The organism is Roseibium sp., from assembly GCF_051016195.1.
GTDB lineage: Bacteria > Pseudomonadota > Alphaproteobacteria > Rhizobiales > Stappiaceae > Roseibium.
The window spans coordinates 2,227,078-2,243,660 of sequence record NZ_CP134616.1; the positions used below are offsets into that span (position 1 = coordinate 2,227,078).

Annotated in this window: 19 protein-coding genes; 10 read left to right on the forward strand and 9 right to left on the reverse strand. The window is 58.9% G+C overall.

All coding sequences use genetic code 11. The features are described from left to right. Position 1 precedes the first annotated feature (1 nt). On the reverse strand, positions 2-367 hold the full coding sequence (locus tag RDA78_RS10335) for a DoxX family protein (RefSeq protein WP_434055231.1): 366 nt from the start codon (positions 365-367) through the stop codon (positions 2-4). A 112-nt stretch (positions 368-479) separates the two neighbouring features. On the opposite strand from RDA78_RS10335, the gene RDA78_RS10340 reads away from it, so the two are divergent. Continuing rightward, positions 480-1,388, forward strand: coding sequence for a LysR family transcriptional regulator (locus RDA78_RS10340; protein ID WP_434055232.1), 909 nt, complete (start codon positions 480-482; stop codon positions 1,386-1,388). 156 nt (positions 1,389-1,544) lie between these two features. Continuing rightward, positions 1,545-2,318, forward strand: coding sequence for a substrate-binding periplasmic protein (locus RDA78_RS10345; protein WP_434055233.1), 774 nt, complete (start codon positions 1,545-1,547; stop codon positions 2,316-2,318). Between the two features lie 5 nt (positions 2,319-2,323). On the opposite strand, the gene RDA78_RS10350 is transcribed toward RDA78_RS10345, so the two are convergent. Continuing rightward, entirely contained in the window at positions 2,324-4,282 is a 1,959-nt protein-coding gene (locus RDA78_RS10350; RefSeq protein ID WP_434055234.1) for an adenylate/guanylate cyclase domain-containing protein, read from the reverse strand. A gap of 235 nt (positions 4,283-4,517) precedes the next feature. Here RDA78_RS10350 and RDA78_RS10355 point away from each other — a divergent pair, with 235 nt between their 5' ends. Beyond that, on the forward strand, positions 4,518-4,826 hold the full coding sequence (locus RDA78_RS10355; protein ID WP_434055235.1) for an ArsR/SmtB family transcription factor: 309 nt from the start codon (positions 4,518-4,520) through the stop codon (positions 4,824-4,826). Between the two features lie 71 nt (positions 4,827-4,897). Further along, positions 4,898-6,121 carry an oxidoreductase gene (locus tag RDA78_RS10360; RefSeq protein ID WP_434055236.1) on the forward strand — a complete coding sequence of 408 codons (1,224 nt, stop codon included), beginning with the start codon at positions 4,898-4,900 and terminating at the stop codon, positions 6,119-6,121. Here RDA78_RS10360 and RDA78_RS10365 read toward each other — a convergent pair. The 4 genes from RDA78_RS10365 to RDA78_RS10380 all read right to left on the reverse strand — a co-directional run bounded on the left by RDA78_RS10365 (position 6,118) and on the right by RDA78_RS10380 (position 8,214). After that, a complete protein-coding gene (locus RDA78_RS10365) occupies positions 6,118-6,696 on the reverse strand; it encodes a dihydrofolate reductase family protein (RefSeq protein WP_434055237.1) in 579 nt (192 codons plus the stop codon). The genes RDA78_RS10360 and RDA78_RS10365 overlap by 4 nt on opposite strands. Further along, positions 6,693-7,151, reverse strand: coding sequence for an SRPBCC family protein (locus RDA78_RS10370; protein WP_434055238.1), 459 nt, complete (start codon positions 7,149-7,151; stop codon positions 6,693-6,695). The genes RDA78_RS10365 and RDA78_RS10370 overlap by 4 nt, the downstream gene beginning before the upstream one ends. After that, complete coding sequence (locus RDA78_RS10375; RefSeq protein WP_434055239.1) at positions 7,148-7,474, reverse strand: ArsR/SmtB family transcription factor; 327 nt, start codon at positions 7,472-7,474, stop codon at positions 7,148-7,150. Before RDA78_RS10375 ends, RDA78_RS10370 begins: the two co-directional genes overlap by 4 nt. Before the next feature lie 80 nt (positions 7,475-7,554). Then, complete coding sequence (locus RDA78_RS10380; protein WP_434055240.1) at positions 7,555-8,214, reverse strand: GntR family transcriptional regulator; 660 nt, start codon at positions 8,212-8,214, stop codon at positions 7,555-7,557. A 361-nt stretch (positions 8,215-8,575) separates the two neighbouring features. Between RDA78_RS10380 and RDA78_RS10385 the strand changes: the two genes are divergently transcribed. From RDA78_RS10385 to RDA78_RS10410, 6 genes are all read left to right on the forward strand, one after another. Beyond that, complete coding sequence (locus tag RDA78_RS10385) at positions 8,576-9,535, forward strand: dihydrodipicolinate synthase family protein (RefSeq protein WP_434055241.1); 960 nt, start codon at positions 8,576-8,578, stop codon at positions 9,533-9,535. Then, positions 9,526-10,458, forward strand: coding sequence for a proline racemase family protein (locus RDA78_RS10390; protein WP_434055242.1), 933 nt, complete (start codon positions 9,526-9,528; stop codon positions 10,456-10,458). The genes RDA78_RS10385 and RDA78_RS10390 overlap by 10 nt, the downstream gene beginning before the upstream one ends. A 41-nt stretch (positions 10,459-10,499) precedes the next feature. Beyond that, complete coding sequence (locus RDA78_RS10395) at positions 10,500-11,747, forward strand: FAD-dependent oxidoreductase (protein ID WP_434055243.1); 1,248 nt, start codon at positions 10,500-10,502, stop codon at positions 11,745-11,747. Positions 11,748-11,757: 10 nt separating this feature from the next. Beyond that, positions 11,758-12,861 carry a cis-3-hydroxy-L-proline dehydratase gene (locus RDA78_RS10400; protein WP_434055244.1) on the forward strand — a complete coding sequence of 368 codons (1,104 nt, stop codon included), beginning with the start codon at positions 11,758-11,760 and terminating at the stop codon, positions 12,859-12,861. Between the two features lie 10 nt (positions 12,862-12,871). Further along, positions 12,872-13,897 (forward strand): trans-3-hydroxy-L-proline dehydratase, encoded by a 1,026-nt coding sequence (locus tag RDA78_RS10405; protein ID WP_434055245.1) that lies wholly within the window; start codon positions 12,872-12,874, stop codon positions 13,895-13,897. A 196-nt stretch (positions 13,898-14,093) separates the two neighbouring features. Beyond that, on the forward strand, positions 14,094-14,744 hold the full coding sequence (locus RDA78_RS10410; protein ID WP_434055246.1) for a peroxiredoxin: 651 nt from the start codon (positions 14,094-14,096) through the stop codon (positions 14,742-14,744). 106 nt (positions 14,745-14,850) lie between these two features. Here the strand turns inward: RDA78_RS10410 and RDA78_RS10415 are convergent, their stop codons facing one another. Genes RDA78_RS10415 through RDA78_RS10425 form a run of 3 tightly spaced genes read right to left on the reverse strand, consistent with a single transcriptional unit; the run spans position 14,851 to position 16,565 of the window. Continuing rightward, positions 14,851-15,039: a hypothetical protein gene (locus tag RDA78_RS10415; protein ID WP_434055247.1), complete on the reverse strand. Its 189-nt coding sequence runs from the start codon at positions 15,037-15,039 to the stop codon at positions 14,851-14,853. Positions 15,040-15,097: 58 nt separating this feature from the next. After that, positions 15,098-15,667 carry an SRPBCC family protein gene (locus RDA78_RS10420; RefSeq protein ID WP_434055248.1) on the reverse strand — a complete coding sequence of 190 codons (570 nt, stop codon included), beginning with the start codon at positions 15,665-15,667 and terminating at the stop codon, positions 15,098-15,100. A 22-nt stretch (positions 15,668-15,689) separates the two neighbouring features. Next, positions 15,690-16,565, reverse strand: a complete 876-nt coding sequence (locus RDA78_RS10425) for an XdhC family protein (protein ID WP_434055249.1) — start codon at positions 16,563-16,565, stop codon at positions 15,690-15,692. Between the last annotated feature and the right edge of the window lie 18 nt (positions 16,566-16,583).

Below are 16,583 nucleotides of genomic sequence, written 5' to 3' on the forward strand. Positions count from 1 at the left end.
ACTAGGACGCCCGATCATGCCCCAGGAGTGCCGTGACCTGATCACGATGCAAGTAAAGGACTGTCGCGCAAAGCAGTCCGAGCACGATCGCAGGAACCGCCGACGGGCCTGTTATGAACCAGTGCGTCATGACAGCGCCGACCATTGTTCCGCCAAGAACTGAAGCGCCGGCAGCCTGCCGGTTCGGCCACCATAAAAGTGCCGCGCCGCCAACTTCGATCAGACCAGTGAAGTATCGCAACCACTGACCGAATCCGATGGCGTCGAAGCCCTCGACCATCATCGGAACACCGACAAGCTTCGCGCCGCCGGCGGTTACGAATACGAGCGTAAGGAGCGCGCGCAGTCCAAGAGAAAGGTAGGTCATATCCAATTCCAGATAGGGTTTGCCGTTGTCTTGCTCCAAATTGTATGCTGCATCGTTGCAATTCAATGCGCGGAAAAGCGCGCTAAATGCGCGAAAATTTAGCAGGTATAACATGGAGAAATGGACCGAACTTCGGACGGCCTATCACGTCGCCAAGCTTGGTACGGTAAGCGCCGCGGCGCGCGCCCTGGGTGCGCACAGAGCCACCGTCAATCGTCACATCGATGCTCTTGAAGAGGAGTTGGGCGCAAAGATTTTCATCCGCAATCCGAAAGGCTACACGCTGACCGAACTCGGCGAAGACCTCCTCAAGGCCGCGCAAAAGACGGACGAACTCCTTGAAGACCTGGTTGATCGTGCGAGGGGACGTGATGGTCGCGTCGAGGGCGAAATCAAGATCACGTCGCTTCTGCCGATTGCGAGCGTGCTGATGGAACCGATCGCGGCCTTTCGGTTGGCGAACCCGAATTGCCAGGTGACGCTCATGTCAACCGAAAACCTGCAACGTCTCGAATATGGCGAAGCACACATCGCGCTGCGAGCAGGAGCGAAACCGGAGCATCCCGACTATGTCGTCCAGTCCTTTGGGCGCGTCGGGCTGAACCTCTACGCTCATACCAGTTATCTATCTCGAAAAGGCAAGCCAAGCGATCTGGCAGACCTGGCATTCCATGAGTTCGTCATGCCGGCGGCCAATGAAAGCCGCCTCGCAATATGGTCCTGGATTTTCGACGAGATCGCGGATCTGAAGGTGGCTGTTGCTGCCAACGATCCTCTCGTCGTTCGGGAAGCCGTTCTTGCAGGACTGGGGCTCGGGGTTTTGAGCGCGTTCGATGCGGAAGGCAGAGACAGTCTTCGGGCCATTTTTCCAGACAACGAGGATTGGGCCGTCCCGCTTTGGCTGGTAACGCATGTTGATCTGCATCGAACCGAGAAGGTGCAGGAGATGCTTGCGCATATAAAAGCCCTTCAGCGCGACGCAAATGCGATAACTGGCTGCGGAACGACGTTAATCGGATAGAATCGCCGTCCGCACGATCTTGCTTCTTCCGTTGTCATGCGACGTATACGCTGTTTATAGTTAGTTGAAATGAAGATCGAGTACGGTTTTCTCGCATATTTCTTCGCGGGCAATAGAATTTTTAGACAATCCTTGCTTACCAAGGAGTTCGAAAAGATGGATTTCACGGGACGTTTGTTTTGCCGGTTTATCGGAGTGCTGCTGCTTCTGATGTCATCCCCGGCGTTTGCGGATCAGAAAACCTATACCGTCGTGGTTCAGGACTATGAGGAACTGCCACCCTATTCTACCTATCAGGACGGCACTTACGGCGGGTTCAACCGGGAGCTTCTCGACCTCTTTGCGGAGCGGAACGGGTACACCTTTGTCTACAAGGCCTTTCCGGTGAAGCGCCTGTTTCATGAGTTTGTAAACGGCGTGGGTGATCTGAAATACCCGGACAACGACAAATGGGCGCTCCATATCAAGAAAGACAAGGAAATCCACTACAGCGATCCGGTCGTGACCTACGTCAATGGTGTGCTGGTGAGGCCGGACAAGTTGGGCGCAGGGACAGGGGCGATCAAGAAACTGGGCCTCGTCGCGGGCTGGACTCCAATCGGCTTTCAAGAGCAAATTGAGAGCGGACAGGTCAGCCTGTTTGAGAACAACTCGTATTCCGGCCTCCTGAAGCAGGCCATCGCGGGACGCATCGACGGGGCCTATTCCAACGTCGCGACCAGCAACTACTACCTCAAGAACGTGGTCGGGCAACCTGCGGCGCTGGCATTCGATCAATCCTTGCCGCACGTGAGAAGCGCGCGGTTGCTTTCATCTACGAACCATCCTGAGCTTATCGCGGAATTCAACCAGTTCCTTGTCAATGAAGCGGATGCGATAAACGAATTGAAACTGAAATATGGGGTTGAGGCCGGCGTTGTGATGAACTGACCGGCTTATTCCGGCTTGCCACCTCTGGTGCCGTTCTTGAGATCCGAAAGCAGTGTCTCGAGCAATCCCGCAAACTTTTCGCGTTCTTTGCCAGAAAGAGCTTCCATATCCAGAGTGAGTCTGTCCGGGGCGGACCCGTCGATTTCCGCCTGAAGTGCCGAAGTCCTGGACGTGGCAATTTCGAACACCTCGATCGGATATGGAATTCCCTTGACCTCTATCTTGCCACGCGGTGCACACAGGATTTCGTCGCAAATGTGGGCGTGTGTCGCATAGGAAACGAGAATCTGGCCAGGCTCGGCCGCAGACTCCAGTCTTGAGGCTGTATTCACACCACGGCCTATGATCGTGTAATCCATGCGGCTCTCACTGCCGAAGTTTCCGACCGTGCAATAGTCGGTGTGAATGCCGATCCTGCATCTGAGCGGTTCGAGGATACCCGCCTTCTTCCATTGATCCTGCAGTTCCGTCATCCGTTCGGACATCGCAATTGCCATGCGCGCGCAAGCAAGGGCGTCTTCCCTGATCCCCCTGCTTTCCGGATCGCCGAAGAATATCACGATGGCGTCACCGACATACTTGTCGATCGTTGCACCATGTTCGATCGCGATCTTGGACATTTCAGTGAGATAGTTGTTCAAAAGGCCCGTCAGTTCCTCCGACTCCATGCGCTCGGCCGTTTCCGTGAAGCCTTCGATGTCGGAGAAAAACACGGTGAGCTTTTTCCGGTTTGCAGCCAGCTTGACTTCGTTGGTGCCTTCAAAGATCGACGCATAAATTTGCGGCGAGAGATACTTTGCGAGTTGGCTCGACAGGTTTTCGAGCATCACGGTTTTTTCGGTCAGTTCGGTTTCCCGGAGTTTGAGTTCCGAAACGTCACTGAAAACCGCGACAGTGCCTCCGTCGCTGGTTTTGGTCTCGCTGATCTGTATCCACTTGCCTTTTCCGCGTTTCTGAAGGATCGATGAGGTCGGATTTCGGTGCTGCTCCAAACGCCTTTTGATGAAGTCTTCAGGATCACCGGTCTCGACATCGATAAGCTCATCCTTGATCCCGAGGCGCAGGATCTCCTCGAATGACATGCCAGGCTTGATTTCAACCCTGGTGTCTCCGTAGAGCAGTTTCAGATATTGCTCGTTGTGCAGGATGAGTGTGTCGTCCGCGTTGAAAAAGGCAAAGCCCTCCGACGTACTGCCGATTGCATCGACGAGTTTCTGCCGAGCCGCTGTCACTTCACTGGTGCGTTCGACAACACGGGCCTCAAGCGTTTCGTTGGCCTGGCGAAGCTCCTCTACCAATTGTCTGATTGATTGACGCATGAGCGAGAAGGACCCGGCAAGCTGGCCGATTTCATCCTGTGCGGACAGGCTGATGCTCGTATCCAGATTGCCGGCTCCAATTGCGCTTGCAGATTTCTGAAGCTCGGCCAGGGGTTTGACGATGTGGCGTCGTGAAATCAAAACGGATGCGAGCGTTATCGTCGCCAGAACGATGAGCGTGACGACGCCGATAGCAATCGTGTTGGTGAGAATTTCTTCATGCAATGCTTCACGGCTCGCAACCAGGCGGATAACGCCTATCTCGTTGCCGTCGTGGACGATTTTTCCCTCGCGAACCGAATAGTCACGGCCCTCGGATATGGTGGTGTAGTCGATGTCGCCGCTATTTTGCTTTTCCCGAACAACTTCGGACCCGTCTGTTGACGTTACACCGGCGAAAACGATGGATTTGTCGAGGATCAGGCTCTCCAGATACCCTTCAACAATCGGATAGTCGAAATTCCACAACGGAGCTTCAAGCCCGACCCGGGAAATGCTGATGTAGTTGTCGAGCTTCTCGTCAAGTGCTTCAGAGTTTCGTTGACCGGTAAAGTGGACAGCTGCACCCGCAAAAAACAGCATTATGATCGCAACGATGATTGCGAGCGTCAGATTGAAGCGTGTGCTGATGCTTTGGGTCTGCATGCGCCCCTTCGGTTTGGTGGGCTCGGTCTGGGTCTCTGTGGCGTGTCTTTGATGCCCGGTGAAGACGATCCTGAGCAGACAGTTCGGCACGAACACATTCGTTTTTCAAGGAAATGATTGTGTCCGGCGGCGCGGAGCCTCTTCGGATACGCTCTTCCGCGTTGGAAAACTCGGATCGGAAGTCAGGGGAACACCGAGGGTTGACAAGAAGATATATATCGAGATATTTCGATTTATGGACGTGGACAATGCGATTGCAGCCCTGAACAACCCGATCAGGCGAAAAATCCTCGAGTGGCTCAAGGACCGCTCGAATTTTCCGCCTGCGTTGCCTGAACATGCGGGCCTGGAAGGTGTGTGCGTGGGCTATATCCAGGAAAAGGCGGGGCTCTCTCAGTCGACCGTTTCGAACTATATGGGTCTCCTGAAAAAGGCGGGGTTCGTCACCGCCGAGCGGCATGGCCAGTGGACATTCTACAGGCGTAACGAGACCAATATTCGGGTCTTTCTGAAGGCGGTTCAGGACGAGCTGTCGAGAACCTGATGCCGTCAGAGCCAGCCCGGGACGGCGATTGGTAACACGTTATATCGAAATATTTCGATGGAAGGATGAAAATGACCGAGGCGAACAAACATGCAGGAGGCGGGATCGAACGGCCCTTGCACCTGCCCTGCGGTGTCATGTTGAAGAACCGCATGGTCAAGGCGGCGATGTCGGATTCTCTTGGCGACGGACGGGGCAATCCGACGGACCTGCAGGTCCGGCTGTACGAGCGCTGGGCGGAGGGCGGGGCAGCCCTGTCACTGATCGGCGAAGTGCAGACAAATCCGCATTTCCCGGAAAAGCCGGGCAATCTTGTCCTTGGACCGTTGAGCGATATGACCGCGTTGCGGAGGCTGGCCGAGCGCGGTTCTTCTGACGGCGCGCAGATCTGGCCACAACTCGGCCACGCGGGAGCCCTGGCGCATGCGCCCATCAGCCATCCGAAGGGGCCATCGCCCCTGGATGTCGCGGGATTGAAATGCGATGGCATGACGCCGGAAGATATCCGGACCTTGCCTGAAACCTATGCCGGGGCGGCTGCCCTTGCCCGGCAGGCAGGCTTTGGTGGAGTGCAGATCCATGCTGGACACGGCTTCCTGTTCAGTCAGTTCCTGTCGCCGTTGTTCAACAAACGGACGGATGCCTATGGCGGATCAATCCAAAACCGGTTCCGCGTGATCGGGGAGGTCATTGATGCTGTTCGAATGGCCGTCGGACCTGGTTTTCCGGTCGGCATCAAGATCAATTCCACCGACAAACTGGAAGGGGGGCTTACCGAGGAAGAGGCGATTGAAGTGGTGCGCCTGTTGGATCGGACCTCGGTCGATCTCATCGACGTCAGCGGCGGCACCTATTTTCCCGGCGCCCCGGCAAGCTCCGACGGGGTGTCGGCTACCGGGCCCTACTTCGCGGATTTCGCGCGCCGCGCCAAGTCGGTCACCGACATTCCGCTCATGCTGACGGGCGGCAACAAGACCAGGGCCGCCGCCACGGCGGTGATTGAATCCGGTGTTGCCGACGCGGTCGGTCTGGCGCGCACCATGGTTTTGGAGCCTGGACTAGCGAAAAACTGGCTGAACGGAACAGTTGGAGACCCTGCATTTCCCGCCTTTGAAGCGCCGCCTGCAGGTGCGGTGACGGCCTGGTACACGATGCGCCTGACAGCGCTTGGCGAGGATGCTGAAACAGCATTCGAGATGACCGCCCGGGAGGCGTTGAAGCTCTATGAGGCGCGCGACGCGGAGCGCTGTGGCCGCTGGCGGGCGCACTTCAGCGGCATTCCCTCAAAGCACTAGCCGCGTCTGTAAATGCTCATGATTGCACCGTTGGAACAGGGCGCAGATCTGATGAGTTTCAGATCCTGCCGTGCGCTGCCGGGCTCGAACAGGCGCTTGCCCGAGCCCGCAACGACTGGAAACGTCCAGAGCCGGAACTCGTCGACAAGGTTCCGGCTGATCAGGAACTGGAGCAGTTGCCAGCTTCCGTGAACCTGAAGCAGGGGACCTTCGTGCGACTTCAGCTTCAAGATCTCTGATTCGATCTCTCCTGACACCGGTGCTGCGTTGGTCCAGGCGAGGGGGACGTTTGAAGACGTCACGACATGTTTCCGGGCAGCGTTCATCCTGTCTGCCACCGGATTGTCCTCGACCTCCGGCCAGTGTCCGGCGAAAAGGTCGAAAGTCTTGCGACCGAACAGCATGTCGTAAGGCTCGGCCATCGCATTGGCCTGCACCTGCTCCATGACACCTTCCCAGTAGGGAGCGGCCCATCCACCTCGATCGAAGCTGCCGCTGCGGTCCTCGTCCGGCATGCTGGGGGCCTGCATCACGCCGTCCAGTGTGACGAATGTCAGGGCGGCAATGTCTCTCATGAGCGGGTCTCCCGGATAAGAAAGGTTTCAAGGATCTTCAGCGTTGCTTCCCAGCCTTCAGCGTGGATGGTGCATGCCTGGTCCGACGGAATGCCCTCGTGCACGACGACGACCTCGGTGCCGCCGGGAACATCCAGGAACCGGAAACTGACTGTCATGGGAACATTTTCAAACGGATCGGGAGCTTGCCACTCCCAGGACATGCTGATGTACTGGGAGGGATCTACTTCGCGGAACATACCTGCAACACAGGGTGTTCGTCCGTCGGGCATCAGGTAGCGCAACCGAAAGCGTCCGCCCTGTTCAAATGAGAACTCCAGTGCCTCCACTGTGATGCCCGGGTCGGGCGTAAACCACTGCGTCAGCGTCTCCGCGTCCCGGAATGCGCTGAATATGCGCGCGCGCGGCGCCTTGATGGTCCGGCGAACGATCAGGGGAACGGGTGCCGCGGTCATGTCTGACCGTCCTTCGGCTCCGTTGCGCTGACGAACTGATCCAGGCGGCGCAGTGTGCCTTCCCAGAAACTGCGATGACTGGCGATCCAGTCCTCGGTTTGCTGCAGGGGGGCGGTTTCCAGATGGAACAGATGCATGCGTCCGGTGATTTCGCGGCGGACAAGACCGGCTGTTTCGAGCACTTTCAGATGCTTGGAAATCGTCGGCTGCGCGACATCGAAGGGTGCTCGCAACTGATTTGCGGATTGCGCACCGTTTCTGGCGAGCATGGAAATGATCTGGCGCCGTGTGCCGTCTCCGAGCGCATGAAAGGCCCGATCCATCTCGTTCTGATAATGTATAGCCATATGGCTATATAAATCAATGAATGCTCTTCCGTCAAGCTTTCGCTGGAGCGTGACGTTCAGACTGCGGACAAGTGTTTCAGAAGCGACGCCTTGGCGCCTTCGATGTGGCAGCGGGTCAGATCGGCTGCATGGTCCGCGTCTCCCGCCTCGCAGGCATCAATGATCGCATTGTGCTCCCGGTCGGCGCGGTCCATGCCGTTCGACATAACCAGTTGGGCACGAATCTGGCGTTCCACCCGGTCGATGGCGTTATGCGCAATCTCCTTGAAAAACGTCAGGTCGCTCGCACTGTACAGCGTTTCGTGAAAGTCGCGGTTGAGATCGCCCCATGCCATCGGGTCCTGTGACGATGAGAACGCAGCGCATTTTTCGCGCGCCTCCACGAGTTGCGCCGGTGTCATCCGTGGAACCGCATTCCTGATGATCTCCGGTTCAAGGAGCGCCCGCAGATTGAAGATCTCCTCCGTCTCCCTTGGCGAGAGCTCGGCAACGAATGCGCCCTTGTAGCGTCGGGTCTTGACGAGACCCTGTTCTTCGAGCCGGGAAATCGCCTCGCGGACCGGGATCCGGCTCGTGTTGAAAAGCCGGGCGATTTCGTCCTGGCGCAGCGGTTCACCCTCTTTAAGCTGTCCCTGAATGATGGCCTTGCGCAGCGCTTCGAAAACGATCGATGACGCAGAGGCCGTGGCGGAAATGTCCATCGATGTCAGTTTCAAATGCCGTATCCCTAACCGGTATCGCCGGATCTTATTTCGCGGACGATGTCATTTTTCGGATATTTAATATTGAATATTGGATCCAATCTGATTTATCAATCCCCAACAGCGGTCTTTTCCAGTGGAGCAGCGTGTCCGATGGCGTCACGTTTTGTGTGAGGGATCTGCAGTCAAGGAAAGCATACGGACGGGTCGAACGGAATACAGGCGAGGCAGACTCCGCTCTAAAAATGCGCCAGGAGCGCGCTATTCGAGACACGTTGATGCAGGCCTGTGGCTCGAGCGTTCGGAATAACTTATGAAGCGCGTCATCTCAGGCGATGCGCATGGATAGTGGCAGATTTTTGCCAAGGAGTGATCGATGACGTCGAATGTCTTTACCGGCGTGATGCCAGCCCTCATGACCCCGTGCCGGCCCGATCGGACACCGGACTACGACGCGCTTGTTGCCAAGGGGCAGGAACTGATTGCCGCCGGCATGTCCGCGGTCGTTTATTGCGGATCGATGGGTGACTGGCCGCTGCTCAACGATGCCCAACGGATGGAAGGCGTCGAGCGGCTCGTGAAGGCGGGCGTGCCCGTCGTCGTCGGCACGGGCGCGATCAACACGGCCTCCGCCGTCGCGCATGCCCTGCATGGAGCGGACGTCGGTGCCCACGGCCTGATGGTTATTCCGAGGGTGCTGTCGCGCGGCAGTTCAGCCGCGGCGCAGCGCAGCCATTTCAGCGCGATTCTTTCTGCGGCCAGCTCGCTTCCAGCGGTGATTTACAACAGCCCCTATTATGGCTTTGCAACACGCGCCGACCTCTTCTTCGAGCTGCGCAAGGCGTTTCCGAATCTCGTTGGTTTCAAGGAATTCGGGGGTAAGGCAGACCTGCGCTATGCTGCTGAGAACATCACCTCCCAGGACGATGAAGTGACGTTGATGGTCGGCGTCGATACGGCGGTTCTGCATGGATATGTCAATTGCGGTGCGACCGGCGCCATCACCGGCATCGGCAATGCAATTCCCAAGGAAGTTCTTCATCTGGTTCGCCTGTGCCAAAAGGCCGCCGAAGGCCATGTCGAGGCGCGCCAGCGCGCTCAGGAACTGGAAGACGCCATGGCGGTATTGTCCAGTTTTGACGAGGGTCCCGATCTGGTTCTCTATTACAAGCACCTAATGGTTCTGAACGGGGAAGACATCTACCGTCTGCAATTCAACGAGACCGACGCCCTGACGGATGCGCAGCGCAACTACGCCGAGGCGCAGTATGCCCTCTTCAAGGCCTGGTATGCCGACTGGTCCCGGCAGGACGGAGTGATTGCCGAATGCGCGTGATCGACAGTCACACGGCGGGCGAGCCGACACGGGTCGTGATCGAAGGCGGACCGGATCTCGGACCGGGGCCACTCGCCGAGCGTGCCGCGCGCCTGGAAACGGATCATCTTGATTTCTGCGCCTCTGTCGTTCTCGAACCGCGCGGCCACGATGCGATCATCGGTGCGCTTTTGCTGCCGCCGTCACAGGACGACCGCGTTGCGTCTGTCATCTTTTTCAACAACCTGCAGAATCTCGGCATGTGCGGGCATGCCTCGATCGGCCTTGGTGCGACGCTCGCCTATCTGGGCCGGATCGAACCTGGCCGGCACAAATTCGAAACACCCGTCGGCGTGGTCGAAATCCTGCTCCATGATGCAAACACGGTCTCCGTCACCAACGTTGAAAGCTACCGCCATATGAAGGATGTGACGGTCGATGTTGACGGCGTTGGTGCCGTTACCGGTGATGTCGCCTGGGGCGGTAACTGGTTTTTCCTTGTCAAGGAGAGCCCGGTCGACATTGTCCCGCAGAACATCCGGGACCTGACGGATCTGACCCTGAAGATCCGCAAGGCCCTCGAGGACAACGACATCACGGGCAAGGACGGCGCCTGGATAGACCATATCGAAGTCTTCGGTCCGCCTGTCAGTCTGGAAGCCGACAGCCGGAATTTCGTCCTGTGTCCTGGTGGTGCCTATGACCGGTCGCCCTGCGGCACGGGGTGCTCCGCGAAACTGGCCTGCCTTGCCGAAGACGGTCTGCTTGCGCCCGGACAGGACTGGATCCAGGAAAGTGTTATCGGCAGCACCTATAAAGCCGGTTACCGGAAGGGGGCCGGCTCAACCGTTGTCCCGACGATTACAGGTCAGGCATATGTCACTTCGGATGCCACCCTCAGGTTCAATCCGGCAGATCCCTATCGCACCGGGATACGCTTTTAGATTTTTGCCCGGCTTCAGGCGGGACTTCGTGGAAAACGCGGATGAAAAGCGAATTGCAGGACATCATTGTTGTCGGAGCCGGGATCATCGGCATCACGGCTGCGCTCCGACTGCAATCGAGCGGACGCTCGGTTGTCGTGCTTGACCGCCACGACGGCAAACCGAGAGCGTCGGAAATGAATGCCGGCGCTTTTGCCTTCACTGATATCGAGCCGCTGGCCACGCCCGGTATCATGCGCAAGGCACCGAAATGGCTGCTCGATCCGCTTGGCGCCCTGTCGGTCCCGCCGCGCTATGCGTTGAAGATTGCACCCTGGTTGCTTCGTTTCTGGCGCGCCAGCAGATCAGGCCGGTATCAAGCGGCCCTGAAAGCCCAGGCGGATCTGATGGGAACGGCACAAACTGCGCTGGAAAGTCTGATCCGCGAAACGGCCACGGAACGGCTCTTTCGCAGGGAAGGGCAGCTCCAGCTCTATCAGGGCGAGCGTGAGTACCGGGCCAGTCTGCCCTCATGGGACCTTCGCCGGGCACACGGCATAGACTTCGAATTGCTGGCGACGCCGGGCGCGATTGCCGCATTCCAGCCGGGTATCCGCTCAAGCTTCACTCATGCCGGTTTCACCCCGGGGTGGATCAACACCTGCGATCCGGCGCTTTGGCTCGAAACACTGACGGAAACCTACCTGTCGCGCGGGGGGCGGATCATAAGAACCGAGGTCGGTTCGCTCGGACTGACCGAAACATCCGTCTGTCTGTCCGGTCCGCAGGGTGAGGCGTGCGCCGGTCAGGTCATCATTTGCGCCGGTGCATGGTCGCATCACCTTGCCGGGACGATCGGTGACCGTTTTCCGCTCGAAACGGAGCGGGGTTACAACACCACGCTTGGTGCAGGGGCTTTTGATCTGAAAACCCATCTGACCTTCCCCGGACATGGTTTCGTGGTCACGCGCATCGGCGACGGCATTCGTGTTGGCGGTGCGGTCGAACTCGGCGGTTTGTCGCTGCCGCCGAATTACCGGCGCGCGGAGACGCTGCTGACCAAGGCCGGCCATTTTCTGCCCGAACTGAAATGTGACGGTGGCCGGCAGTGGATGGGGTATCGTCCGTCCCTGCCGGACAGTCTCCCGGTTATCGACCGGTCGCCGTCGGACCGCCGCGTGTTCTATGCGTTCGGACATGGTCACCTGGGTCTGACACAATCAGCCGGGACGGCCGAGCTCGTGGCGCATCTTGTCAATGACACGGCTCCACCCATCGACCTGACCCCATTTTCTGCGCGCCGCTTTTGAGGAGAGCCTGATGAAAATTTCTGCGATCAATGTCTTCCAGGTCGACTTGCCGCTGAAGGAGGGACGCTACAGCTGGTCGAACGGGAACTTTGTCGAGGTGTTTGACAGCACGGTCGTCGAGATCGTGACAGACGAGGGTCTGAAAGGCTACGCCGAATGCTGCCCCCTCGGCTCGGCCTATCTGCCGAGCTACGCACGCGGGGTCCGGGCTGGCCTGGAAGAACTTGCGCCACAACTCATCGGCCAGGATCCGCTCAATATCGGCGCGATCAACCGTGCCATGGATGCCGCGCTCCGCGGGCATCCCTATGCCAAGGCACCGGTCGACATCGCGTGCTGGGATCTTCTCGGACAGGCAACGGGCCAGCCGGTCTACACTTTGCTTGGCGGTTCTGCGCAGGACGATGTCGTGCTCTACCGGGCGATCAGTCAGGAAGCGCCTGACGTCATGGCGCGGAAAATCGAAGGGTATGCCGCCGAAGGCTACACCAAGTTTCAGCTGAAGGTCGGGGGTGACGCCAATGAGGACATTCAACGCATTCATGCGACACGCGACGTTCTGAAACCCTCGGACCTGCTTGTCACGGACGCCAACACCGGCTGGACCCGCCACGAGGCGGCCCGTGTGGTTGGCGCTGTTTCCTCGCTCGACGTCTACATCGAGCAGCCCTGCATGACCTACGAGGAATGTCTCTCGATCCGCAGGCGCACGGGTCTTCCGTTTGTGCTCGATGAAGTCATCGATGGCCCGAACATCCTCGTGCGCAGCCTTGAGGAGGATGCCATGGATTGCATCAACCTGAAGATTTCAAAGGTCGGCGGGCTCACCAGGGCAAAATTGATGCGGGACCTGTGCGTCGCGCACGGCATTCCCATGACGATTGAAGACACCTGGGGCGGTGATATCACCACGGCGGCCATCGCTCACCTGGCAAGGTCGACTCCGGCGGAATTCACCTTCTCGGCGACCGACTTCAACAGTTACGGCACCGTGGATATCGCCAAAGGCGCGCCGAAGCGCGTGAACGGGCGGATGACGGCACCCGATCGTCCAGGCCTTGGCGTCACACCGATCTTCGATGCGCTCGGTGAGCCCGTCGCCCGCTATTCATGAGGCAATCAAGATGCGCAGCAGCAAAACAATTCACGTGATTTCCTGCCATGCGGAGGGCGAGGTCGGTGACGTCATCGTCGGTGGTGTCGCACCGCCTCCGGGCGATACGCTCTGGGAGCAGCGCAGCTTCATTGCCGGCGACCGGACCCTGCGCAACTTTGTGCTGAACGAACCACGCGGCGGCGTGTTCCGTCATGTCAATCTGCTTGTGCCGCCGAAACATCCGGACGCCGATGCAGCCTTCATCATCATGGAACCGGAAGACACGCCTCCGATGTCCGGGTCGAATTCCATTTGCGTGGCGACCGTGCTCCTGGACAGCGGTATATTGCCCATGACTGAGCCCGTTACCGAACTTCTTCTCGAAGCGCCAGGAGGGCTGGTGCACCTGACCGCCGATTGCAGAAACGGCAAGGCGGAAAAGATCCACGTCCGGAATGTCGCCAGCTTTGCGGACAAGATGGATGTCGCGCTTGAAGTCGAGGGGATCGGAACCCTGACGGTCGATACGGCTTTCGGCGGCGACAGTTTCGTGGTCGTGGAGGCAGCGGCACTCGGTCTTGCCATGAACGAAAGCGAGGCGGCGGACATCGCAAGGCTCGGTGTTCGAATCACAAATGCGGCGAACGAACAGCTCGGGTTTTTGCATCCAGAGAACCCCGATTGGAACCACATCTCCTTCTGCGCATTCTGCGGCCCCCTGAGCGAGACCGAAAACGGCTTCACGGGACGTTCGGCGATCGCGATCCAGCCCGGCAAGGTGGACCGTTCGCCTTGCGGAACTGCCGTGTCCGCGCGCATGGCACTGATGGCGGCCCGGGGCCAGATGCGCGTCGGACAGGAGTTTGAAGCGCTTTCGATCATCGGCTCGAGATTTACCGGCAAGATCCTCGGCACCGCGACGGTCGGAGAAACGGCGGGGATCGTGCCGCAGATCAGCGGGCGCGGCTGGATTACCGGTACGCACCAGCACATGCTCGACCCGGACGACCCCTGGCCGCAAGGCTACAAGCTGAGTGATACATGGGGCGCATGACACCGTCGAGTCAGCACTCGGGTCGACATTCCCATTTTTGGTAAGCGTGGTAAGCTCGATCCCGGGTCTGACGCGTCATGAAAAAGATAATCGTGGATGAGGCCATTGCTCATCGGGCGCGGAAGACTTAGTTAAAGCATCGCAAACAGCGGGAGGCTGTTTGCCGCTTTCGCAAATATCCGAAAGGAAACTTTCCATGTCGCTTCGCATCAATGACACCGTGCCGGATTTTACCGCCGAGACCGATCAGGGCCCGATCAGCTTCCACGAGTGGATCGGTGACAGCTGGGCCATTCTGTTCAGTCACCCGAAAGACTTCACACCGGTCTGCACCACAGAGTTCGGTGTCGTCGGCCAACTGAAGGATGAGTGGGAAAAGCGCGGCACCAAGGTCATCGGCGTGTCCGTCGATAATGCGGAAGATCACAAGAAATGGAAAGTCGATATCGAGAAGGTCTCGGGCGCGACCCCGGGCTTCCCGATCATCGCGGATGAAGGTCTGAAGGTGTCCAAGCTGTTCGACATGCTGCCGGCAGAAGCCTACCTTCCCGATGGCCGGACCCCGGCGCACAGCGCAACCGTCCGCTCGGTGTTCATCATTGGACCGGACAAGCAACTGAAACTGTCCATGACCTATCCGATGACGGTCGGCCGGAACTTTGCCGAGGTCATCCGTGCCCTCGACGCCCTGCAGATGTCGTCGAAGGGCGTCGCAACACCGGCGAACTGGAATGTCGGTGAAGACGTCATCATCCCGCCGAGCGTGAACGACGATGATGCCCGTGCCAAGTTCGGTGAGTTCGACGCGGTCCTGCCCTACCTGCGCAAAATCAAGGCCCCGGCCTGATCCCGGTATTGATTGGGTCTGACTGGCTGCCTTCGGCTCTATTTCAACCTGTCGCCCCGGAACAGCGCTTCGCCTGTCCGGGGTGACCACCATCGAAGGCGATTTGTCAGCCGAGCGGCAAGCAGATCTGCAGCAGAGCGGCCAGATGATCAGGTGTTGCGAGACCGATGCAGCACGCGTGAACGGTCAGCAGAAATGCGGTCAGCACGGTTCCCGTTGCAAGCGCGAGCATGAGCGACGGGTCCTGCCGGATTTCGCGCAGAGCGGCGGTGCCTCTGGATTGCGGATATTGCATGTGTTCCTCCCTCGGACACGCGGCGCCCCGGCAAGTGTGAGCCCGGGCGCCGTCAGGATCAGGTGACGGGTTCTTCCGTCTGCGCTTCCGTTTTCTTTCCGCCGAAGAGACCGCCAAGCCATCCCTTCTTCTGTTCAGTGGCCTCTGCCGCGCCAGCTTCACCGGCAGCATCTTCCTGAGGTGCGCTCGGTGCGACCTGTTCGGCGAAGGCCGTGAAGAACTCACCGGCAAGCCGCTTGGCGGTCGAATCGATCAAGCGCGCACCAAGCTGGGCAAGCTTGCCGCCGACCTTGGCATCGACGTCATAGTGAAGGATGGTCGCGTCCGGTCCGTCTTCTTCGAGCCGGACCTTTGCGCCTCCTCGTGCGAAGCCCGCGACGCCGCCGGAGCCTTCGCCCTCGATTGTGTAACCGTTTGGCGGGTCGAGATCGTTCAGCGTCACCTTGCCGCCGAATGTCGCCTTCACGGGACCGACCTTGAGCTTGACCTTTGCTTCCATCTCGGTGTCGGAGTGTTTTGTCAGCTCCTCGCAGCCGGGGATCGACGCTTTCAGCACGTCAGGATCGTTCAGGGCCTCCCAGACCTTCTGTCTCGGGGCTTCGATCCGCTGGCTGTCGTTCATTTGCATGTGGGGTACTCCGATTGAGATGTCAGATGTATTGGACATTGGTTTGGCGCTGGCCCCTGCGCCGGATCACAAGGAGTTCGGCGAGGATCGAGAGCGCGATTTCTTCCGGTGTGATCGCGCCGAGATCGAGGCCGGCTGGCCCTTCGATCCGCTCAAGTTCCGGATCGCTGACGCCCTTTTCCCGCAGTTTCGACTTCAGGGCGCTGATCTTGCGGCGGCTGCCGACGAAGCCGACATGCCTCACGGGTACGGACAGGGCGCTTTCCAGCGCGGCAAGGTCGCCGCGTCCCTGCGTTGAGACGATGACATAGGTATCCGCGTTTCCGATTGCGTCCGGACCAAGGCCCTCGATCCGGCGGACAGCATCCGGGAAGGAGGCATGGTCCTCCACCGGCGCGCAGATCGTGACATCGAAGCCGATGGTGGGTGCCTGTTTGGAAAGTGCGAAGGCGACCGGGCTCGCGCCACAGATGACAAGGCTTGGACGCGGCAGAACCGGTTCCACGAAGATATCCATCGTGCCCTGGCTCGGGCACATATTTTTGGCGAACTGGACGCCTTCCCGTTCCTCTCCTGCTTCGACACCGAGATCCGACAACAGGTCTTCCGGCTGGATCGAGATCAGCCGTGTTTCGCCATCTTCCAGCGACGCCCTGGCTGCTTTGACAACAGCAGAGCGCGCACAGCCGCCGCCGATCCAGCCACCCGCGATGCTGCCGTCCCTGGCGATGATCGCCTTCGCCCCGGCTTTCGCGGCCGTGACCGAGATGGTCCTGACGACCGTCGCAAGCGCAAAGGGTTCGCTGGCGTCCTGCAGACGGCTCATGAGCGGCTGGAGGTCACTGGTCAGCTCAGCGGCTGCACCTGCGTGTGGGCCGGGGATGGATGCGTGTTTCATGTCTTCATCTCCCATGGG